Here is a 19,968-nt window from a genome sequence, read left to right on the forward strand (position 1 = left end):
GGTGGCGAATCGCTGATCCGCACCGTCGTAGTGTGTTCGATTGGCCAATCACGTGGTGTATTGAATGGCACTCACCGTTCAGTGGGTGGCCTTGAGTTGCACCTCGGCGGCCGGTCGGGAGCGGGAGATCACGGTGAGGATCGACACAGCGGCGATGACCAGCCCCGGTGAGGTCGCCAGCAGCACGCCGGCGCTCCCCGCACCGGCGGCGAGGATCTGCCCGGCGGCCAGTGGGCCAGCCACCGAGCCCAGGCGGCCGATGGCCACGGCCGCGCCGACACCGGTGGCGCGTACAGCAGTGGGGTAGGACGGCGGTGCCAGCGCGTAAAGCACCAGTTGCGCGGCCATGACGAACAGCCCGGTAGCAAACCCGGCGACGGCCATTGGCAGGATGCCCACCGACAAGCCGACTCCAGTCAGTGACAGCAGCATCCCGGCGTATACGAAGAGCACCACTTTCACGCCATTGCAGCGATCGAGCAGCAGTCCGCCGAGTAACGAGCCGAGGGCGCCGCCCAGGTTGAACAGCATCTGCACCATGCCTGCCTGGGGTTTGCTGAAGCCTTGCTCCAGCAGCAGTGACGGCAACCAATTGAGCAGCATGTACATGACCGTCAGGGTGAAGAAGTAGCTTAGCCACAAGGCCAGGGTAGTGCGGGCGCGGCCTTCGCCGAACAGCGCTTGCACCGTGGAGGGGCGCACACCACCGGATGCGGAGTGTTGCTGGCGGAAGGCGGTGGATTCGGGCAGCAGCCAGACCATCAGTGGCACGACCAGCAAGGGCACCAGGCCGCCGATGATAAAGGTGGTTTGCCAATGTTCAGTGGAGAACATCGCCACCACCGCTGCGAGGGCTCCGCCCAAGGGGACGCCGCAGTACATGACACTGATGGCGGTGCCACGATTGCGCTCGTTCACCGCCTCCGCGCACAACGCGATCAGGTTGGGCAGGGCGGCGCCCAAGCCCAAACCCGTCATGAAGCGCGCCAGTAACAAGCTGGAGTAGCTGTCGACATAGGCCGTGCACAGGGAAAATACGCCAAACAGTAACACGGCACTGATGAGGATTTTCTTGCGCCCGATGCGATCAGCGATCCAGCCACCAAAGAACGCACCAGGCAACAAGCCAATGATTCCGACACTGAACACCCAGCCCATCATCTTCGGGTCCAGCGCAAAGCTTTCACGCAATCCAGCCGCTGCCGTGCCAGCGGCTTGCAGGTCGAACCCCTCGATCAGCGCAACGATAAAGCACAAAGCGATTGTCAGCGTCGAACGACGCGATGGGCTGTCCATGGTGAACCTCAATGTTATTTTTGTTTTGGTGTCGAGCGCTCCCATCGCCGTAGGCACGCTGGGGGAGGCGCCGGCGAATAAGATAACAAATATAACTATAAAGTGTGGATTTACGCCCTGTTGCCGTTCCGATGAATAAAGTCCATATAAATCAAATGACTGGGTTGGATTTCAGCGGCGTGCGTGAAAATGGTTAATGATATTAATGTTCGATTATCGGGCGAAACACCCCTGACACCACAGGTTCACGCCTGATAAACCTTCTTCAGCAAGCGCAGCAGTTCTTCGCGCTCCTGGCTGTCCAGCGCGGCGGTAGCGTCAGCGTCACTTTGTGCGGCGATCTGTTTGAGTTCCTTGAGCAGGGTCTCGCCCGTCTTGCTGAGAAAAATCCCGTAGGAGCGCTTGTCTGGCTTGCAGCGCACGCGCACTGCCAGCGCACGGCTTTCCAGCTTATTGAGCAGTGGCACCACTTGCGGTGGTTCGATGGCCAGCGCGCGGGCCAGGTCGGCCTGCATCAGTCCGGGGTTCTGGTCGATGATCGCCAGGGCCGAAAATTGCGCCGGGCGCAGGTCGTGGGCCGAGAGGCAGCCAATCAGGTTCTGGAACACTTTGAGTTGCGCGCGGCGCATGGCGTAGCCGATCAGGTCGTCCAGTGCCGAGTCCAGCGGTGCCTGCACCTCGGCGTTGGCGGGCGGGGCCTCGCGGAGGTCGGCGAGGGGGGAAGGCTTGGCCATTGCGGATGAGTCCTGAGGAGTGGAGGTTAACAAGGCTATCTATTTTGCCGTGGTTGGTGGCTGATAGCTATGCACACGATTGATCGAGGTTGATGCTACAGGTTCTTTTCAGGGCAGGTGGCGGTCGATGAATTTTGATATTAGTTAATTGACATAACTAATTGAGTGATCTAATTTCCCGTCATCTTCAAGCCAAGAACAAGAGAGCATCCGCATGAGCAACTACGAAGGTCGCTGGACAACGGTCAAGGTCGAGATCGACGAGGGCATCGCTTGGGTCATCCTCAATCGCCCGGAAAAACGTAACGCGATGAGCCCGACGCTGAACCGGGAAATGATCGATGTGCTGGAAACCCTGGAGCAGGACCCGGCCGCTGGTGTGTTGGTACTGACCGGTGCCGGCGAGGCGTGGACCGCGGGGATGGACCTCAAGGAGTATTTCCGCGAAGTGGATGCTGGCCCGGAGATCCTCCAGGAAAAAATCCGCCGCGAAGCGTCGCAATGGCAATGGAAGTTGCTGCGCATGTACACCAAGCCGACCATCGCCATGGTCAACGGCTGGTGCTTTGGGGGTGGCTTCAGTCCATTGGTGGCCTGCGACCTGGCGATCTGTGCCGACGAAGCGACCTTCGGCCTTTCGGAAATCAACTGGGGCATCCCGCCAGGCAACCTGGTCAGCAAAGCCATGGCCGACACGGTGGGTCATCGCCAGTCGTTGTACTACATCATGACCGGCAAGACCTTTGGTGGGCAGAAAGCCGCCGAGATGGGCCTGGTCAATGAAAGCGTGCCCCTGGCGCAATTGCGCGAGGTCACTGTGGAGCTGGCGCGCAACCTGTTGGAGAAGAATCCGGTGGTCCTGCGTGCGGCCAAGCATGGTTTCAAGCGCTGCCGTGAGCTGACCTGGGAGCAAAACGAAGACTACCTGTATGCCAAGCTCGATCAGTCACGCCTGCTCGACACCGAAGGCGGCCGTGAGCAGGGCATGAAACAGTTCCTCGATGACAAGAGCATCAAGCCCGGCCTGCAAACGTATAAGCGCTGAGGTACTGCGGCACTTAGCCGGGCGCATCCTGCCACAGGCGGTTGCGCCCGGGCGCCGCGGTTACATCGTGCGATCGCATTCCCGACAAAGACAATAAAGAGGAATCACCATGCTGGACGTGCCCCTGCTGATAGGCGGCCAGTCGTGCCCCGCCCGTGACGGCCGAACCTTTGAGCGCCGTAACCCGGTGACGGGCGAACTGGTCTCGCGGGTCGCCGCCGCTACCCTGGAAGACGCCGACTGCGCGGTGGCCGCGGCTCACAAGGCGTTTCCCGCGTGGGCTGCCCTGGCGCCCAATGAACGGCGAACCCGTTTGCTCAAGGCCGCCGAGCAGTTGCAAGCGCGCAGTGCCGAGTTCATCGCGGCGGCCGGCGAGACCGGTGCGATGGCTAACTGGTACGGTTTCAACGTGCGGCTGGCAGCCAATATATTGCGTGAAGCGGCGTCGATGACCACGCAGATCAATGGTGAAGTCATCCCCTCGGATGTGCCGGGCAGCTTCGCGATGGCCCTGCGCCAACCCTGTGGCGTGGTGCTGGGCATTGCGCCCTGGAACGCCCCGGTGATTCTCGCCACTCGCGCGATCGCCATGCCGTTGGCCTGCGGTAACACCGTCGTGCTCAAGGCCTCCGAACTCAGTCCGGCGGTCCACCGCTTGATCGGTCAAGTGTTGCAAGACGCCGGCTTGGGCGATGGCGTGGTCAATGTCATCAGTAACGCGCCAGCGGATGCTGCGGCGATTGTCGAGCGCTTGATCGCCAATCCTGCGGTGCGCCGAATCAACTTCACCGGTTCGACCCATGTCGGGCGCATCGTCGGCGAACTCTCGGCACGCCACCTCAAACCGGCGTTGCTGGAGTTGGGCGGCAAGGCGCCGTTGTTGGTGCTCGATGACGCCGACCTGGATGCGGCGGTAGAGGCCGCGGCCTTTGGTGCCTACTTCAACCAGGGGCAGATCTGCATGTCCACCGAGCGTCTGGTGGTCGATGCCAAGATCGCCGATGTCTTTGTCGACAAGCTGGCGGCCAAGGTTGCCACCTTGCATGCCGGTGATCCGGCGGCGCCTGAATCGGTGCTCGGTTCGCTGGTGGATGCCAGCGCCGGGACGCGCATCAAGGCATTGATCGACGACGCCCTGGCCAAAGGGGCGCGGCTGGTGGTCGGCGGGCAACTGGAAGGCAGCATTTTGCAGCCGACCTTGCTCGACGGTGTCGACGAACGCATGCGCTTGTACCGCGAGGAATCTTTCGGCCCGGTGGCCGTGGTGCTGCGCGGCGACGGCGATGAAGCGCTGCTGCGCCTGGCCAACGACTCCGAGTTCGGGTTGTCGGCGGCGATTTTCAGCCGCGACACCGGGCGAGCCCTGGCCTTGGCCCAACGGGTCGAGTCGGGAATCTGCCATATCAACGGTCCGACCGTGCATGATGAGGCGCAAATGCCCTTCGGTGGGGTCAAGTCCAGCGGCTACGGCAGTTTTGGCGGCAAGGCATCCATCGAGCATTTTACCCAGCTGCGTTGGGTTACCTTGCAGAATGGACCGCGGCACTACCCGATCTGAACAGGCGACGCCGTGTCGCGCGTCGTGCGCATGCAAGGCAAAAAATAATAACAAGGGTGCAGCCACCGGTTGCCACGCGAACACCGAGCCACTCCCGAGCGGCTCGGTGTTCGCGTCCTTGATGGAGAACAAACACGTGAGTTCCGAATTCAGATCGCCGTCCTGCGTGCAGGCCAGTGCGCCGCGCTATCGCCAGGTGTCCATCGGGCACCCGAGGATCGAGGTCACCGAGCAGCAGGGCGTGCTGCACATGCGCTCCCTGGAACCACTGGCCGAGTTGCCGATGCGCCTGCTCGATCGCTTGGTGCATTGGGCCCAGGTGCGTCCCGACCAGACGTTTATCGCCGCCCGCCAGGCCGATGGTGACTGGCGCCGGGTGAGTTATGCGCAGATGCTCGACAGTGTCCGCGCCATTGCCCAGAGGTTGTTGAGCTATGGCCTGTCGGCAGACAAGCCGCTGGCGCTGTTCTCGGGCAATGACATTGAGCATTTGCAGGTCGCGTTGGGGGCCATGTACGCCGGTATTCCCTATTGCCCCGTGTCGCCAGCCTATTCGTTGCTGTCCCAGGACTTTGCCAAGTTACGCCACGTCTGTGGCTTGCTCCAGCCGGGGCTGGTGTTCGTCAGCGACGCGGCAGCCTATCAACGTGCGATCGATGCCGTGTTGCCGGCGGACACGCCGCTGATCACGGTCAGCGGCCAGGTGCCGGGGCGTCGCCAGGAGCGCTTTGCCCGCCTGCTTGAGCAACCCGGCGGCGCCGAGGCCGACGCCGCGTTTGCCGCCACCGGCCCAGATACCATCGCCAAGTTCCTGTTCACCTCCGGTTCGACCAAGTTGCCCAAGGCCGTGATCACCACCCAGCGCATGCTGTGCGCCAACCAGCAGATGCTCCTGCAGACGTTTCCGGTGTTTGGCCAGGAGCCGCCGGTCCTCGTGGACTGGTTGCCGTGGAACCACACGTTCGGCGGCAGCCACAACCTGGGCATCGTGCTGTACAACGGCGGCAGTTTTTACCTGGACGACGGCAAGCCGACTGCGCAGGGATTTGCGCAAACCTTGCGCAACCTCAAGGAAGTGTCGCCCACCGCCTACTTGACGGTGCCCAAGGGGTGGGAAGAGTTGGTCTCGGCCCTGGAGCAGGACGCGCAGTTGCGGGAATGCTTTTTCAAGCGCATCAGCCTGTTCTTTTTCGCCGCTGCCGGTCTGTCGCAAAGTGTCTGGGATCGCCTTGATCGGGTCGCCGAGCAACACTGTGGCGAACGCATACGGATGATGGCCGGGCTCGGCATGACCGAGGCCTCGCCCTCATGCACATTCACCACTGGGCCGTTGTCCATGGCCGGGTACGTCGGACTGCCGGCACCGGGTTGCGAGGTGCGCCTGGTTCCCAGGGAAGGCAAGCTGGAAGGACGCTTTCGTGGGCCGCACATCATGCCAGGCTACTGGCGCTCACCGCAGCAGACGGCCGAGGTGTTCGACGAGCAGGGTTATTACTGTTCCGGTGACGCGCTCAAGCTGGTCGACGTGCATGATCCGCAACTGGGCTTGATGTTTGATGGACGCATCGCCGAAGACTTCAAGCTGTCTTCGGGGGTGTTTGTCAGTGTGGGCCCGCTGCGCAGTCGCGCGGTGCTGGAGGGCTCGCCCTACGTGCAGGACCTGGTGGTCACGGCGCCGGATCGCGAGTGCCTCGGCGCCCTGGTTTTCCCTCGGGTGTACGAGTGCCGGCGCTTGTCGGGCCTGACCCAGGACGCCAGCGACGCCGAGGTCCTGGCCAGCGCGCCGGTTCGGGCGTGGTTCGCCAATTGGCTGCAACGACTCAATCGCGAGGCCAGCGGGAATGCCAGTCGGGTGGAGTGGATCGCACTGCTCGACGAACCGGCGTCCATCGATCGTGGTGAAATCACCGACAAAGGCTCGATCAACCAGCGCGCGGTGTTGCAATGGCGGGCGGATAAAGTCGAGGCGCTGTATCGCGACGAAGACGCCTCGATCCTGCGCGCCGGTCCACGCGCCTGATAAGGCACTAGTGCCTGGCCGCGTCGAGGTGACGTGGCCAGACACAAGCGCAGCCGCAGGCCCCGTATCGAAAGATACGGGGCCTTTGTTTACTCGATCGCTTCGTAGGGCAGGCCTACGTAGTTCTCGGCGATGTTCAGGCGCCCCGCGGCGGAGCTGACGAAGTAGTCGAGCTCGGTTTGCTGGATGCGTCGGCCAAAGGCATCGGTGTCGGGAAAACGGTGGAGCAGCGAGGTCATCCACCACGAGAAGCGTTCGGCTTTCCACACGCGGCGCAGGCAGATTGGCGAGTACTTCTCCAGCAGGTCGGTGCGGCCTTCGGCATAGACCTTGACCAGAATGCGATACAGGGTGCTGACATCACTGGCGGCCAGGTTCAGGCCCTTGGCCCCGGTCGGCGGGACGATGTGCGCCGCGTCGCCCAGCAGGAACAGACGGCCATGCTGCATAGGCTCAACCACGAAGCTGCGCAGCGGTGCGATGCTCTTTTCAATCGACGGGCCCGTCACCAGGTTGTCGGCGAGATGGGCCGGCAGGCGCAGTTTAAGCTCATCCCAGAAGCGCTCATCGGACCAGTCTTCGAGCTTTTCCTCGGCACCCACTTGCACGTAGTAACGGGTGCGGGTCTGCGAACGCATGCTGCACAAGGCGAAGCCACGCTCATGGTTGGCGTAGACCAGTTCCGGGTGGACGGGCGGGGTGTCGGCGAGGATGCCGAGCCAGCCGAAGGGGTAGACGCGCTCGAACACCTTCAGCGTTTCTGCGGGTATGGATTGGCGCGATACGCCGTGGAAACCGTCACAGCCGGCAATGTAGTCACAGTCCAGGCGCACGGTTTCGCCGTCACGCTCGAACGTGACGTAAGGGCTGTCGCTCTGCATGCCGTGGGGCTGCACATTCTCGGCGTTGTAAACGGTGATTGCCCCGGCGGCGGCGCGGGCGTCCATCAGGTCACGGGTCACTTCGGTCTGGCCGTAGACCATCACCGTCTTGCCGCCGGTCAACTGTTTGAGGTCAATGTGCTCACAGCGACCATCGAAGGCCAGCTCGAAGCCGTCGTGCACCAGGCCGTTGGCGTCCATGCGTTCACTGACGCCAGCCTCGCGCAACAGATCGACCATGCCTTGTTCCAGGACACCGGCGCGAATACGGGAAAGGATGTAGTCAGGGTCTTTGCGTTCGATGATGACATTGTCGATGCCGGCGCGGTGCAGCAGTTGGCCGAGCAGCAGGCCAGCGGGGCCTGAGCCGATGATTGCGACTTGAGTTTTCATTATTGTCGTCCTGTTGGGTGCGACTGCAGGCAGGGCGCCTTGCAGAGCGCTATTGTTTTTATCTCCTGCATTTTTGATGGCTAAAGAGCAGATAAGAAGGCACTATTCGGCGAGTTACATGGATTTTTCGTGGATCCATGCCATTGGAAGTCAATCGTGAAACCTTCGGCTACGTCTGTCCCGGTCTTCAAACTCTATGGCGAGACCACGGTCTGGCCGACGCCTGATCTGTTGCATTGCGAGTCGATTCCCGCGCGCAGCCAATTGCATGGTTGGGAGATAAAACCCCACTGGCACAGCGATCTGGTGCAGGTGTTGTATGTGCAGGCGGGGCAGGCGGTGCTGGAGGTCGAAGGCCTCACGAGCCGGGTCAACGGTCCCGTATTGCAGGTGGTTCCCGCATTGAGTGTGCACGCCTTTAGGTTCTCCGAGGATATCCAGGGTCACGTCCTCAGCCTGGCGCAACCGCTGGCCGAGCAACTGGCGGCCTCGCTGGACAGCGCGGTGCTCACGACCCCGGGCCGTTACTCGCCGGGGCCGGAATCTGCCTACCTGGACACGCTGTTCGCCGCGATCAGCCAGGAATACAGCCAGCAACAGCCGGGGCGCGATCCGATGTTGCAGTCGTTGATCACGTTGTTGCTTGTCTGGCTCAGTCGCCGCAACCTGGCGCTTGCTGTGCCTGACATCAAGTTGCGCGAGCGTGGTCGAGCGCATCTGCAGGACTTTACCCGAGCCTTGGAACTGCGTTTTCGCGAGCACCTGCCCATCGAGCACTATGCAACGGCCTTGGGGATCAGCGCCGCTCACCTCAATGCCCTGTGTCGACGCCTGTGTGGGCAGTCGGCCCTGCAGATGATCAACCAGAGGCTGCTGCTCGAAGCCAAGCGCAACCTGGTGTACACCTCGATGACGGTCCATCAGGTGTCCGACAGCCTGGGCTTTTCCGAACCGGCCTATTTCTCGCGCTTCTTCAAGCGTGGTACTGGGCAGTCCCCCAAACAATTTCGCATCCAGAGTTAACGGATGTCAGACCTGCAAGGCAGCCAACTGCGGTGAACATCGATACCCGAATCAAATTTCGCCATCTGCTGTGCTTTCTCGAAGTGGCGCGCCAGGGCAGCCTGGCCCGTGCTTCGGATAAGTTGGCGATCAGCCAGCCGGCACTGTCCAAGACCCTCAAAGAGTTGGAAACCCTGCTCGCGGCCACGTTGTTCGTGCGCAGCAAAAGCGGCGCGGCATTGACGGAGGCCGGGGTGGCGTTCCTGCGCTATGCCGGGCCGTGCGTGCAAGCCTTGCGCGAAGGGGTCAGCAGTCTGCGCTCCGGCGAACACGAGCCGATTACCGCGCGGCTCGGCGTGTTGTCCACGGTGGAAAGCCTACTGGTGCCTGAGGTCATCTGTCGCTTGCACGCCCGTCATCCGGCCCTGGTGGTGAGTGTGGTCACCGGGCCGAGTGCCTACCTGTTGTCCCGTCTACGCGTTGGCGAACTGGACCTGGTGGTCGGCCGCATGACGGATAGCCCGCAGATCCTTGGCTTGGCATTCGAGCACCTGTACAGCGAGTCCATGACGCTGGTGGTACGTCACGGTCATCCGCTGCTGGCCGATGCTCAAGGGAGTCAAAGCCTTGAGCACTATCCATTGGTCCTGCCGTTGGCCGGGACGACGATCCGCAAGTTTGCCGACAGCCTGTTTGTGCAGCACGGCCTCAACCCGCCGCGTCAACGCCTTGAAACGTTGTCGTTGACCCTCAGCCGACGCTATGTGCAATGCAGTGAGGCGATTTGGGTCGCACCGTTCGATGCGGTAAGGGAGGACCTGAGTCGAGGCGAGTTGGTGGAATTGGACTTGGGCATTCGCGAGCCGGGTGGCTCGGTAGGGCTGTGCAGCAACCCGGCGTTGCCCATTTCGCCCGCCGCCCAATGGTGTGTCGACGTGCTGCGTGAGGTGGGGCAGGATTATCGCGAGGGACGTTATCCATAACCATTTGGATATGGATAGGGGTGGTTTTTTCAATGTTTGGAGGAGGGCGTATCGAGGGAGACTGGGCGACTGACTGCAGCCCCGCAGTCGTGGCCCATTACACCAAGGAGACCGCTATGTCTGATGCGGACAACGCCCGCTTCGTCATTCGTGACCGCAACTGGCACCCCAAGGCCCTGACGCCAGATTACAAGACCTCGATCCTGCGCTCTCCGCGCCAGGCCCTGGTGAGCATTCCCCAGTCCATTTCGGAAACCAGCGGCCCGGACTTTTCCCACCTGAAGATGAGCCGGCACGACAATGATCTGTTGCTGAACTTCAACAACGGCGGATTGCCCATCGGCGAGCGCATCATCGTTGCCGGTCGGGTCTGCGACCAATACGGCAAGCCTATCCCGCACACCCTGGTCGAGATGTGGCAAGCCAACGCCGGCGGCCGCTATCGGCACAAGAAAGACAGCTACCTGGCACCGATTGACCCAAACTTTGGTGGCGTCGGCCGGACCCTGACCGACCGTGACGGCAACTACCTGTTTCGTACGGTCAAACCCGGCCCGTACCCGTGGCGCAACGGCCCCAATGACTGGCGCCCGGCGCATATCCATGTCTCCATCAGCGGTCCGTCGATTGCCTCGCGCCTGATCACCCAGTTGTATTTCGAAGGCGATCCGCTGATCCCGATGTGTCCGATCGTCAAGTCGATCGCCAACCCCGACGCGGTGCAGAGCCTGATCGCCAAGCTCGACATGAGCATGGCCAACCCTATGGATTGCCTGGCTTATCGCTTCGATATCGTTCTGCGCGGCCAGCGTCGCACCCACTTCGAAAACTGCTGAGGAGGCACGCGCATGCCCGTTCAACTTTTGCCAGAAACCCCTTCGCAAACCGCGGGTCCTTTCGTACACATTGGCCTCGCCCTGGAAGCCGCCGGCAACCCACCCCGCGAGCAGGAAGTCTGGAACGAAATGGCCAAGCCTGGCGCACCGGGCGAGCATATTGTGCTGATTGGCCATGTGTATGACGGCAATGGACACCTGATCCGTGACTCATTCCTGGAGTTCTGGCAGGCCAATCACGAAGGCGTTTACGACAGCGACTACAACCTGGAAAAACCCTTCAATAGCTTTGGTCGCACGGCCACCGCGGATGCCGGTGAATGGACGCTCAAAACCATCAAGCCCGGCGTCGTGCATAACGCAGGCGGGGTACCCATGGCGGCACACATTAACGTGTCACTGTTTGCCCGCGGCATCAATATTCACTTGCAGACCCGCCTGTACTTCGACGACGAAGCCCAGGCCAATGCGCTCGACCCGGTACTGAATCTCATCGAGCAACCGCAACGCCGCGAAACTTTGATCGCCAAGCGCTGCACTGTTGACGGTGGTACGTTGGCCTATCGCTTTGACATTCGCGTTCAAGGCGAGGCGGAAACAGTGTTTTTCGACTTCTAACGCGTCAACCCTTGCGTGTGCTGTATCCGGTTTGTGCCAAGCGATTGAATAAAAACAAGGCAATTACACATGACCCTCTCTGTTCCCGTACCTGCTGTCGGTACGCTCGATGTCCAGGCGTTGATCAACGCCAAAGCACTGTCCACGTATCAATGGCGGGTGGTGTTGCTGTGCTTTTTAATTGTGTTTCTGGACGGCCTTGATACGGCCGCCATGGGGTTCATTGCGCCTGCACTGAGCGCGGACTGGGGCATTGATCGCGCCAGCCTGGGGCCGGTGATGAGTGCCGCGCTGATCGGGATGGTCTTCGGCGCCCTGGGCTCCGGGCCACTGGCGGATCGCTACGGGCGCAAAGTGGTGCTGGTCGTCGCCGTGTTCCTGTTCGGTCTGTTCAGCTTGCTCTCGGCCTACAGCAGCAACATCGAGCAGTTGTTGGCCTTGCGCCTGCTGACGGGGTTGGGGCTGGGGGCGGCAATGCCCAACGCCACCACATTGCTCTCGGAATACACCCCCGAGCGGCTCAAGTCGCTGCTGGTGACCAGCATGTTTTGTGGCTTCAACCTGGGGATGGCGTGTGGCGGATTCATCTCCGCGAAAATGATCCCGTTGCTGGGCTGGCACAGCCTGCTCATGCTCGGCGGGATCCTGCCATTGGTACTGGCCGTGGTGCTGTTGTTCTGGCTACCGGAGTCGGCGCGCTTTTTGGTGGTGCGTCATCACAGCGTGGAACGGATACGCAAGGCACTGGCGCCCATCGCCCCCAGGGAGGTTGCTGCAGCGACAGGCTTCAGTGTGCCGGAGCAATCCGTGGGGCAAAGCCGTAATGTGCTGAAAGTGATTTTCTCCGGGGCTTATAGCACGGGCACCTTGTTGCTGTGGCTGACCTATTTCATGGGCTTGGTCATCGTTTACCTGCTCACCAGTTGGCTGCCCACCTTGATGCGTGACAGCGGCGCCAGCCTGGAACAGTCGGCATTTATCGGCGCCCTGTTTCAGTTCGGCGGCGTGCTCAGTGCCGTGGGTGTGGGCTGGGCGATGGACAAGTTCAATCCGCACAAAGTCATCGGCATCGCCTACCTGCTGGCGGGCGTCTTTGCCTGGCTGGTCGGGCAGAGCCTGGGCAATGTCACGTTGCTGGCGACCCTGGTGCTGTTTGCCGGTATGTGCGTCAACGGCGCGCAATCCGCGATGCCGTCGCTCGCCGCGCGGTTTTACCCGACCCAGGTCCGAGCCACCGGCGTGTCATGGATGCTCGGCATCGGCCGGTTCGGGGCGATTCTCGGTGCTTGGGCGGGCGCAACATTGCTCGGGCTGGGGTGGAACTTCGAACAGGTGCTGACCGCCCTGGTGGTACCCGCGGCGCTGGCGACCGTTGCCGTCGTGGTCAAGGGACTGGTGAGCCATGCGGACGCCACCTGAGACCGGTCTGACTGACTTTTTACATACGGGAGTAACGGCGTGAGCAGCCCCACCAATCACCTCTTCGACGCCTATTTCACACAACCGGCCATGCGCCAGATTTTTTCCGACCACGGCCGGTTGCAAGGCATGCTCGACTTCGAAGCTGCCTTGGCACGCGCCGAAGCCAGCACGGGATTGATTCCCGCCGAAGTGCTCGGGGCGATCGTCACGGCCTGCCGCGCAGAACGCTACGACGTCGATGCGTTGGCCATGGACATCGGCATTGCCGGCAATTCGGCGATTCCCTTGGTCAAGGCGTTGGGTAAACAGGTTGCCGAGCAAAACCCGATGGCCGAGCGCTACGTACACCTGGGCGCGACTAGCCAGGATGTAATGGACAGCGGCCTGGTGTTGCAATTGCGCGCAGCGCTCCAATTGTTGGAAAACGATCTGGCGCGCCTGGCCGATGCGCTGGCGGAACAGGCGTTGCTTCACGCCGCAACGCCGATGGCGGGGCGTACCTGGCTGCAACAGGCAACGCCGGTGACCCTGGGCATGAAAATCGCCGGCTGGCTGGGCGCGATCACCCGGCATCGCCAGCGCTTGGTTGAAATCAAGCCGCGCTTGCTCTGCCTGCAGTTTGGCGGTGCCTCCGGCAGCCTGGCAGCGTTAGGCGATCAGGCTTTTGGCGTGGCCCAGGCCCTGGCCGCGGAACTGCAGCTGAACCTGCCCGATCAGCCCTGGCACACCCACCGTGATCGCCTGGTGGAGTTCGCCAGCGTGCTGGGCATGATCGCTGGCAGCCTGGGCAAGGTAGGTCGTGACCTAAGCTTGCTGATGCAGACCGAAGTGGCGGAGGTTTTCGAACCCGGCGCGCCTGGCAAGGGCGGGTCCTCGACCATGCCGCACAAACGCAACCCGGTCAGCGGCGCGGTCATGATCGGTGCAGCGACCCGTGCTCCGGGGCTGGTGGCCACGATGTTTGCCGCCATGCCACAAGAGCACGAGCGCAGCCTGGGACTCTGGCATGCCGAATGGGAAACACTGCCGCAGCTGTGCTGCCTGGTGTCGGGTTCCTTGCAGCAGGCGCTGCAGGTCGTGCCGGGGCTTGCGGTCGATGCCGAACGCATGTTGCACAACTTGCAGATGACCCAGGGCCTGGTCCTGGCAGAAGCCGTGAGCATCGCCCTGGCCCGATGCATCGGTCGCGACGCGGCCCATCACTTGATCGAACAATGCTGTCGTCGTGCGGTGGAGCAGGGCGCTCACCTACGTGAAGTGCTTGGCAACGAACCACAGGTCATCGCGCATTTGTCTGTCGACGCGCTCGACCGCCTGCTGGACCCCGCACATTACCTGGGTCAGGCACAACGCTGGGTCGAGCGGGCAGTGGCTGACCATCAGGCCTTCACTCTTTAACCCTGGTAAAAGGATTCGGCAATGGACGAGCAACAACGCTACGAAGCGGGCATGCAGGTGCGTCGCGAGGTACTGGGTGACGCCCATGTGAATCGCAGCCTGGAAGGGCTGACACCGTTTAATGAAGAGTTCCAGGAAATGATCACCCGGCACGCCTGGGGTGACATCTGGACCCGTCCCGGCCTGCCACGCCACACCCGCAGCCTGGTCACCATCGGCATGCTGATCGGGATGAATCGCGAGGGCGAGTTGCGCCTGCACCTGCGCTCGGCGAGAAACAACGGCGTGACCCGCGATGAAATCAAGGAAGTCTTGATGCAGAGCGCTATCTACTGCGGCATCCCGGCCGCCAACGCCGCCTTTCATTTGGCTGAAAGTGTCTGGAGCGAAGTAGGGGTGGAGTCATTGGGTAGCCTTGAAACGTAGGCTATCCGTTACGTGTTGATGGCATGAATACCTTGATTGGATAATAACTAAACTAAACAGTCATTTAGTTTAGTTATATCTTAAATGAATAATAAAAGAGTAGGGTGCTTCAACAACATCAATGCTTCAAGCCTTCACCGCTTACTTATCCACGTTGAATTTCTCTAGCAGCCAGTATGATCGACGGGCACCCATCCGGCAGGATCGGGGTCTGCGTATGGGGCCAAGGATTCATGCGGTAACAGCTGCCCATGCCATGCTGGTTTTGTTGGCTCTCAGGGTCATCCTTGGCACCGGAATCTAGCTGATATTTTCCAGCAATGCCTTCCAATTTAGCCGTCTTGGTACTGCCTGCATTGATCTCTGACAGTCGTTGCTCAGCAATAAGAACATCCTCCATATCCTCGTAATCGAAATACTCAACCAGTTCATCAATAGGGTCAGGAATCGTTGCTGCTTTTGATAAGACAATGCGCTTGTGTGTGCCTGTATAGGCCTCAGTGATGTACAAGGTGTCGCCGCCGGCCGATTCCATGTCTGATAACAAATTTGCTGGCAACGGTACGATGAGCTCACCAGTGCCATCGGCAGCGTCTTGGCAGGTCACAGTCCAGCGTTGGTTTTCAGTACCCGGCACACGGTTCATGGTTTTGAGCCCAAGGTGGTCATAGATCGATAATGCCTGCCTGTTGTAAAGCAGCCTCCACTAGCCCTGACATCCATTATGAATGATCGCATAATGTATATTATGTTAAACGAAGTGTTTATCCCTGGCCGCCGTGTATCGAGACCATTGGCTCTGAAGTAAAAATGCCCCTAGATTCCCTCTCAGTAGGCATAGTCCTGATATTTACTTCAAAACCGTATGCCGTAGAGCCAAACTTCCCTCAAATCGTATGCTGTAGCGCTAACTTCTCTATGCGCAACACCTTGCACCTTCAAAGCCGTCGGCTTCCACGCTGGGTTATCCGTCCGCCCCCAGAGCTTGCGACCCGATCACCGCAGCCAGGATCCCCTCCAATTCAATCGTGGAACGTCCAACCTTAAGCATGGCCTCGGCAGTCAGGATGACGGCGATATAGTTGCTCGAGGCCAGCAAGCCTATATCTGCGGCGTCTTCATCCACCAGCGCCCCGTCAGCTCCGTACCGGTACTCGCCTCCTCCTGCGACAGTCACCACCAACTGCAAGGCCTCCTCATCAAGCCCGATCCGATCAAAAGCACGCAGCGGCGTCACAGCGAAAAGCTCCACACCTTCTTTGAGGTCAAACAGAGCGAGCTTATGCCCATCCTCAGTCGGGCTATTGGCCGTCAGGCAGTATGCCAGGAGGCCATTACGCGAAGTCCCGCTCTGGAGGATACGGCCAAAAGCGCCGCTCGACCTCGACAAGCAGCATTTTGTTGAATTCAGCCTGCTTCAGATTCCGTCATCCGCCGTCTCGTCTGTGACGATGAGGGACTCAATACCCCAGTCGCTGGGCACGCACCACTCCTCTCCAAACAGCTCGGCCGGATGCATCGTACGTTCGGAGCCATTGCCGCACGCTAGTGACTTAGCGGGGCAATACCGGTCGCATCCCCAACAGATACGTTCGGGGTGCTTGGGGTTGACGGGGAAGTTCTTGACCATGCTGGTCTCCGATCATTGAGAGGCGCTTTACCAACCTACAGCTTCCGTGCAAAGCCATCGTTGATGGATATCAAGATATCAACATCGATTGCCTGACCTGCCCCATCGTGTTCCTGGGGCTAAGCTATTAACGGCTGAACAGACTTGGAGACGTCGCTCATGCTCAATAAAAACCCTTTGCCTAACGCTCAGATACCCGACCATCTACCGTTGTCGACATGGAACGATCAAGACGCTGCAACATCCATCGAGAGCGATGCGTTTATCACCCCACCGGCGCTGACCAACGCCGAGCTGGTTCACTTGCGTGTCCGCGTGATTGCTCTGGAAAACCTGGTCATCGCGCTGCTGGCAGAAGCCTCGGACCGTCAGCTCGCCGTTGCCCGGGAAATGGCCGATTACATTTTCCCAAGACCCGGTTTTACCCAACATCCCTTGACCGTTCATGCGGCGGCACAGATGACCCACAGCGTCGAACGCGCCCAGAGATTCCGCCAGCGTGACGAGCCAGCGGTTTAATTACTCAAAACTTGATAACAATCATTATTGTTCGCAGCAAAGCTTCCTAGACTCGAGTTCCTACTCGACAGCGCCCAGGAAGACCTTATGCGTACCTACCTCTCACTTGCCCTGCTTTTGCTCGCACCGCTGGCTCAAGCCAAGGAATACCCGATCGGCGAACCGCAGCTGTGTCCGGGACTTGAAGTCGGGGCGGTGTATTTGCAGCCGATCGAAATGGCACCGGCGGGCATTATGCGAGCTACGGCTGATTCCGATGTTCACCTGGAAGCCGATATTCATGCCACCGCTGACAACCGGCAGGGCTTTCAGGAAGGCAGCTTCGTGCCTTACCTCAACGTCTCTTTTAGCTTGAGCCGAGCGGGCAACCTGGACGAGATCAAGGGCGACTTCCATGCCATGGTCGCCAATGACGGCCCGCACTATGGCGACAATGTGAAGTTGCTAGGGCCGGGCAAATATCGGCTGACCTTCACCGTCCTGCCACCTAGCGATCACGCGTCCCTCGGGCACCATACCGATAAGGAAACCGGTGTAGCGCCCTGGTTCGAACGCTGCGAACTGCATTACGAATTCGTCTACGCCGGCATCGGTAAAAAAGGTGGTTATTGAATGAAGCGCCTGTCTCTCGCTTGCTTGATGCTCGCCGGAGCAGTTGCACCGTTGGTGGCCCGCGCGGAGTTGCCGAGCTACGAACTGATACTGCGCGATGGTCACTTCACCCCAGCCTTGCTTGAAGTCCCGGCCGGACAGCGCTTCAAGATCATCCTGAAGAACCACGGCCAGGGACCGGCCGAGTTCGAGAGCACGCCGTTGCGGGTTGAAAAAGTTCTGTCGTCGGGCGTGACCACCTTCGTCGTGATTCACCCGCTCAGGCCCGGCCACTACACCTTTTTCGATGAGTTCAATCCGCAACTACCCGAGGGCGGCATTCTCGCGAAATAACCGGAGCATGTAGGGAGTTTCCATGAATCAATCAATGTTCATCGTCTGGCGCGAAAGCGTCGAGGCCCTGCTGGTGATAGGCATTCTCCAGGCCTGGGCCAGCCAACAAGATCGGGGCAATCGTCTGGTCAAGTTCCTCCTGGGCGGAGTGGTTCTCGGGTTGATGCTCTCAGGTCTGCTCGCGATTCTGATTTTGTTTGCCGGTGAGGCCATGAGCGGCTCCGCCAGTGAATGGTTCCAGGCGTCGCTGGCGCTGGTGGCCAGCCTGCTGATGGTGCAAATGGTCGGCTGGATGCATCGCCATGGGCCCGCGCTCAAGCATGATTTGCGACAACATGCCGATAGCCACCTGGCCCGACGAAGCGGCTTGGGTCTGTTGCTGCTGGCGATGCTCGCGGTCAGCCGAGAAGGCAGCGAAACCGTGGTGTTTCTCTATGGCGCCGGCGCTCAGTTGCGCGGCCCGCAGCTCGGCCTGTTTGCGGTCGGTGGCGTCATGGGCCTGGTGCTGTCGGCCCTCACCCTTGTCCTGCTGCGCAGCAGTCACCGATTCATTTCATGGGGGCGATTCTTTGCGCTCAGCGAAGTGGTCCTACTCATGCTGGGCGCGGCGCTACTCGTCAGCGGCACCGAGCGAATAGGCGGCCAACTGCTCGCCCTCGATTTGCCGGAGCAGGCGTACAGCCTGTTTGGCGAGGCGCTTTGGGACAGCAGCGCGGTGCTGAGTGACAGTCATGGATTGGGTAGTTTTCTGGCCAGTTTTGCCGGTTATCGAGCAACCCCCAGTGGCCTCACCTTGTTGGTATGGCTGGGTTACTGGCTGGTCGTCGGCGGCTGGCTACAACAACGGACTGCGGACAACCTGGCATGCCCGACGTGAGCCGACGCAATCGATGGCTCCAGAGCCTGGGTGACGGGATGCGTCGTCATGCGCTGGTCATTCGCGCCGTGCAGTGGGTCGTGGTGCTGTTCTACGCGTTGCTGTTGATGACCCCGGCGATGTTGCCGCTGCCAGACAGCCAGGCGCGGATCGTCGACAACCTGACCTTGCTCGCACAGTTTTTGTTCTGGGGGATCTGGTGGCCATTCGTGCTGCTGTCGATGGTGTTGTTCGGACGGCTCTGGTGTGGGGTTTTATGCCCGGAAGGTTCACTCAGCGAATGGGCCAGCCACTACGGTAAAGGCTTGGGGGTGCCGCGCTGGTTGCGCTGGGGCGGCTGGCCCACCCTCGCGTTCTGCCTGACCACCCTTTACGGGCAATTGATCAGCGTTTACGACTACCCCCAAGCGGCGTTGTTGATTCTCGGCGGCTCGACCGTGGCGGCGGTCGGCGTTGGCTTGTTGTTCGCCCGGGGCAAACGGGTCTGGTGCCGTTATCTGTGCCCGGTCAGCGGCGTCTTCGCCCTGCTCGCCCGGCTCGCACCAGTGCACTTTCAGGTGGATGAACAACGCTGGATCGCCAACGCCGCGCCACGCCTGCCGCCGCCCAACTGTGCCCCGCTGCTCGATATCCGCCGCCTGCAAGGCGCCAGTCACTGCCACGCCTGCGGACGTTGCAGCGGCCAACGCGGCGCGGTTCAACTCATCGCCCGTTCCAGCAACCAGGAAATTCTTCAGGCCACCGCGCAGAGTTTGTCCCGATGGGACGCCCGGTTGCTGCTGTTTGGCGTGATCGGCCTGGCCATGGGTGCGTTTCAGTGGACCGCCAGCTCCTGGTTCGTCGCCCTTAAACAAACCCTGGCCGAATGGTTGATCGAACACGACGTACTCTGGGCCTTGGAGGACAACGCCCCGTGGTGGTTGCTCACCCATTACCCGCAACTCAACGACAGCTTCACCTGGCTCGACGGTTTCAGCATTGTCGTTTACCTAAGTCTGAGTTCGATGCTGCTTGGCACCGCACTGCAGATCTTGCTGCACCTAAGCGCTCGACTGGCGCAGGATCGCGCACTGTATTGGCCCTTGGCGCTGACCCTCACGCCTCTGGGTGGTGCGGGGTTGTTCCTCGGCTTGTCGGCAACGACGGTGAAATTGCTGCGCTACGAAGGGCTGCTGCTGGAGTGGGTTCAACCGGCGCGGGCCTGCCTGTTGCTGGGCGCGATCAGTTGGAGTTTGCTGCTGGGCTGGAAACGGCTGGGGCGCGAACATATTGTCCTGGCGCGGCGTGTGTCTGGAGGCGTTTGCCTGTTACTGGCCAACGGCCTGGTCGGGTTTGGCTGGTGGTTGCAATTCTGGGGATGAATCTGAGTACCTCAGCACCCGGTC

At 60.7% G+C, this 19,968-nt stretch carries 21 protein-coding genes; 15 read left to right on the forward strand and 6 right to left on the reverse strand.

Going from position 1 to position 19,968, the window contains the following annotated elements; translation table 11 throughout:
• Positions 1 to 78: 78 nt before the first annotated feature.
• Positions 79 to 1,296, reverse strand: coding sequence for a 3-(3-hydroxy-phenyl)propionate transporter MhpT (gene mhpT / locus BMW74_RS17610; RefSeq protein WP_093424282.1), 1,218 nt, complete (start codon positions 1,294 to 1,296; stop codon positions 79 to 81).
• A 245-nt stretch (positions 1,297 to 1,541) separates the two neighbouring features.
• Entirely contained in the window at positions 1,542 to 2,030 is a 489-nt protein-coding gene (locus BMW74_RS17615; RefSeq protein WP_093424285.1) for a MarR family winged helix-turn-helix transcriptional regulator, read from the reverse strand.
• A 214-nt stretch (positions 2,031 to 2,244) separates the two neighbouring features.
• Between BMW74_RS17615 and BMW74_RS17620 the strand changes: the two genes are divergently transcribed.
• From BMW74_RS17620 to BMW74_RS17630, 3 genes are all read left to right on the forward strand, one after another.
• Positions 2,245 to 3,075, forward strand: a complete 831-nt coding sequence (locus tag BMW74_RS17620; protein WP_093424288.1) for a p-hydroxycinnamoyl CoA hydratase/lyase — start codon at positions 2,245 to 2,247, stop codon at positions 3,073 to 3,075.
• 109 nt (positions 3,076 to 3,184) lie between these two features.
• On the forward strand, positions 3,185 to 4,633 hold the full coding sequence (locus tag BMW74_RS17625) for an aldehyde dehydrogenase (RefSeq protein WP_093424293.1): 1,449 nt from the start codon (positions 3,185 to 3,187) through the stop codon (positions 4,631 to 4,633).
• 136 nt (positions 4,634 to 4,769) lie between these two features.
• A complete protein-coding gene (locus BMW74_RS17630; protein WP_093424297.1) occupies positions 4,770 to 6,653 on the forward strand; it encodes a feruloyl-CoA synthase in 1,884 nt (627 codons plus the stop codon).
• 89 nt (positions 6,654 to 6,742) lie between these two features.
• Here BMW74_RS17630 and pobA read toward each other — a convergent pair whose 3' ends face one another.
• A complete protein-coding gene (gene pobA / locus BMW74_RS17635; protein ID WP_093424301.1) occupies positions 6,743 to 7,927 on the reverse strand; it encodes a 4-hydroxybenzoate 3-monooxygenase in 1,185 nt (394 codons plus the stop codon).
• A 153-nt stretch (positions 7,928 to 8,080) separates the two neighbouring features.
• On the opposite strand from pobA, the gene BMW74_RS17640 reads away from it, so the two are divergent.
• The 7 genes from BMW74_RS17640 (at position 8,081) to pcaC (ending at position 14,612) form a co-directional block, all read left to right on the forward strand.
• Positions 8,081 to 8,950: a helix-turn-helix domain-containing protein gene (locus BMW74_RS17640; protein ID WP_093424625.1), complete on the forward strand. Its 870-nt coding sequence runs from the start codon at positions 8,081 to 8,083 to the stop codon at positions 8,948 to 8,950.
• Positions 8,951 to 8,982: 32 nt separating this feature from the next.
• Positions 8,983 to 9,912 carry a pca operon transcription factor PcaQ gene (pcaQ, locus tag BMW74_RS17645; RefSeq protein WP_093424306.1) on the forward strand — a complete coding sequence of 310 codons (930 nt, stop codon included), beginning with the start codon at positions 8,983 to 8,985 and terminating at the stop codon, positions 9,910 to 9,912.
• A gap of 116 nt (positions 9,913 to 10,028) precedes the next feature.
• Entirely contained in the window at positions 10,029 to 10,748 is a 720-nt protein-coding gene (gene pcaH / locus BMW74_RS17650; RefSeq protein WP_093424311.1) for a protocatechuate 3,4-dioxygenase subunit beta, read from the forward strand.
• 12 nt (positions 10,749 to 10,760) lie between these two features.
• The gene (gene pcaG / locus BMW74_RS17655; RefSeq protein WP_093424316.1) at positions 10,761 to 11,366 is read left to right on the forward strand and encodes a protocatechuate 3,4-dioxygenase subunit alpha; all 606 of its coding nucleotides are present in this window, start codon (positions 10,761 to 10,763) and stop codon (positions 11,364 to 11,366) included.
• Positions 11,367 to 11,435: 69 nt separating this feature from the next.
• A complete protein-coding gene (locus BMW74_RS17660; RefSeq protein ID WP_093424321.1) occupies positions 11,436 to 12,785 on the forward strand; it encodes a 4-hydroxybenzoate transporter PcaK in 1,350 nt (449 codons plus the stop codon).
• 39 nt (positions 12,786 to 12,824) lie between these two features.
• Complete coding sequence (locus BMW74_RS17665) at positions 12,825 to 14,186, forward strand: 3-carboxy-cis,cis-muconate cycloisomerase (RefSeq protein WP_093424326.1); 1,362 nt, start codon at positions 12,825 to 12,827, stop codon at positions 14,184 to 14,186.
• Between the two features lie 21 nt (positions 14,187 to 14,207).
• Entirely contained in the window at positions 14,208 to 14,612 is a 405-nt protein-coding gene (pcaC, locus tag BMW74_RS17670) for a 4-carboxymuconolactone decarboxylase (protein WP_093424331.1), read from the forward strand.
• 145 nt (positions 14,613 to 14,757) lie between these two features.
• Here pcaC and BMW74_RS25265 read toward each other — a convergent pair whose 3' ends face one another.
• From BMW74_RS25265 to BMW74_RS17685, 3 genes are all read right to left on the reverse strand, one after another.
• Positions 14,758 to 15,258 carry a hypothetical protein gene (locus BMW74_RS25265; protein WP_175479250.1) on the reverse strand — a complete coding sequence of 167 codons (501 nt, stop codon included), beginning with the start codon at positions 15,256 to 15,258 and terminating at the stop codon, positions 14,758 to 14,760.
• Between the two features lie 318 nt (positions 15,259 to 15,576).
• A complete protein-coding gene (locus BMW74_RS17680) occupies positions 15,577 to 15,849 on the reverse strand; it encodes a hypothetical protein (RefSeq protein ID WP_256562603.1) in 273 nt (90 codons plus the stop codon).
• A 180-nt stretch (positions 15,850 to 16,029) separates the two neighbouring features.
• Complete coding sequence (locus BMW74_RS17685; RefSeq protein ID WP_093424336.1) at positions 16,030 to 16,242, reverse strand: DUF3079 domain-containing protein; 213 nt, start codon at positions 16,240 to 16,242, stop codon at positions 16,030 to 16,032.
• Between the two features lie 159 nt (positions 16,243 to 16,401).
• On the opposite strand from BMW74_RS17685, the gene BMW74_RS17690 reads away from it, so the two are divergent.
• The 5 genes from BMW74_RS17690 (at position 16,402) to BMW74_RS17710 (ending at position 19,944) form a co-directional block, all read left to right on the forward strand.
• Positions 16,402 to 16,761, forward strand: coding sequence for a hypothetical protein (locus BMW74_RS17690; protein ID WP_093424340.1), 360 nt, complete (start codon positions 16,402 to 16,404; stop codon positions 16,759 to 16,761).
• Positions 16,762 to 16,848: 87 nt separating this feature from the next.
• Entirely contained in the window at positions 16,849 to 17,373 is a 525-nt protein-coding gene (locus tag BMW74_RS17695) for an iron transporter (protein WP_093424344.1), read from the forward strand.
• Positions 17,374 to 17,706, forward strand: coding sequence for a cupredoxin domain-containing protein (locus BMW74_RS17700; RefSeq protein ID WP_093424349.1), 333 nt, complete (start codon positions 17,374 to 17,376; stop codon positions 17,704 to 17,706). It abuts the gene before it with no gap.
• Positions 17,707 to 17,728: 22 nt separating this feature from the next.
• The gene (locus BMW74_RS17705; protein ID WP_093424354.1) at positions 17,729 to 18,583 is read left to right on the forward strand and encodes an FTR1 family iron permease; all 855 of its coding nucleotides are present in this window, start codon (positions 17,729 to 17,731) and stop codon (positions 18,581 to 18,583) included.
• The gene (locus BMW74_RS17710; RefSeq protein ID WP_093424358.1) at positions 18,571 to 19,944 is read left to right on the forward strand and encodes a 4Fe-4S binding protein; all 1,374 of its coding nucleotides are present in this window, start codon (positions 18,571 to 18,573) and stop codon (positions 19,942 to 19,944) included. Before BMW74_RS17705 ends, BMW74_RS17710 begins: the two co-directional genes overlap by 13 nt.
• The last annotated feature ends 24 nt before the right edge of the window (positions 19,945 to 19,968 follow it).

The organism is Pseudomonas sp. ok272 (genome assembly GCF_900109995.1).
GTDB lineage: Bacteria > Pseudomonadota > Gammaproteobacteria > Pseudomonadales > Pseudomonadaceae > Aquipseudomonas.

What these genes read in the sequence shown, in the direction of transcription:
- mhpT (WP_093424282.1), bottom strand. Translation starts at nt 1,296, where the DNA reads ATGGACAGCCCATCGCGTCGTTCGACGCTGACAATCGCTTTGTGCTTT.
- BMW74_RS17615 (WP_093424285.1), bottom strand. Translation starts at nt 2,030, where the DNA reads ATGGCCAAGCCTTCCCCCCTCGCCGACCTCCGCGAGGCCCCGCCCGCC.
- BMW74_RS17620 (WP_093424288.1), top strand. Translation starts at nt 2,245, where the DNA reads ATGAGCAACTACGAAGGTCGCTGGACAACGGTCAAGGTCGAGATCGAC.
- BMW74_RS17625 (WP_093424293.1), top strand. Translation starts at nt 3,185, where the DNA reads ATGCTGGACGTGCCCCTGCTGATAGGCGGCCAGTCGTGCCCCGCCCGT.
- pobA (WP_093424301.1), bottom strand. Translation starts at nt 7,927, where the DNA reads ATGAAAACTCAAGTCGCAATCATCGGCTCAGGCCCCGCTGGCCTGCTG.
- pcaH (WP_093424311.1), top strand. Translation starts at nt 10,029, where the DNA reads ATGTCTGATGCGGACAACGCCCGCTTCGTCATTCGTGACCGCAACTGG.
- pcaG (WP_093424316.1), top strand. Translation starts at nt 10,761, where the DNA reads ATGCCCGTTCAACTTTTGCCAGAAACCCCTTCGCAAACCGCGGGTCCT.
- BMW74_RS17660 (WP_093424321.1), top strand. Translation starts at nt 11,436, where the DNA reads ATGACCCTCTCTGTTCCCGTACCTGCTGTCGGTACGCTCGATGTCCAG.
- pcaC (WP_093424331.1), top strand. Translation starts at nt 14,208, where the DNA reads ATGGACGAGCAACAACGCTACGAAGCGGGCATGCAGGTGCGTCGCGAG.
- BMW74_RS25265 (WP_175479250.1), bottom strand. Translation starts at nt 15,258, where the DNA reads ATGAACCGTGTGCCGGGTACTGAAAACCAACGCTGGACTGTGACCTGC.
- BMW74_RS17685 (WP_093424336.1), bottom strand. Translation starts at nt 16,242, where the DNA reads ATGGTCAAGAACTTCCCCGTCAACCCCAAGCACCCCGAACGTATCTGT.
- BMW74_RS17690 (WP_093424340.1), top strand. Translation starts at nt 16,402, where the DNA reads ATGCTCAATAAAAACCCTTTGCCTAACGCTCAGATACCCGACCATCTA.
- BMW74_RS17695 (WP_093424344.1), top strand. Translation starts at nt 16,849, where the DNA reads ATGCGTACCTACCTCTCACTTGCCCTGCTTTTGCTCGCACCGCTGGCT.
- BMW74_RS17700 (WP_093424349.1), top strand. Translation starts at nt 17,374, where the DNA reads ATGAAGCGCCTGTCTCTCGCTTGCTTGATGCTCGCCGGAGCAGTTGCA.
- BMW74_RS17705 (WP_093424354.1), top strand. Translation starts at nt 17,729, where the DNA reads ATGAATCAATCAATGTTCATCGTCTGGCGCGAAAGCGTCGAGGCCCTG.
- BMW74_RS17710 (WP_093424358.1), top strand. Translation starts at nt 18,571, where the DNA reads ATGCCCGACGTGAGCCGACGCAATCGATGGCTCCAGAGCCTGGGTGAC.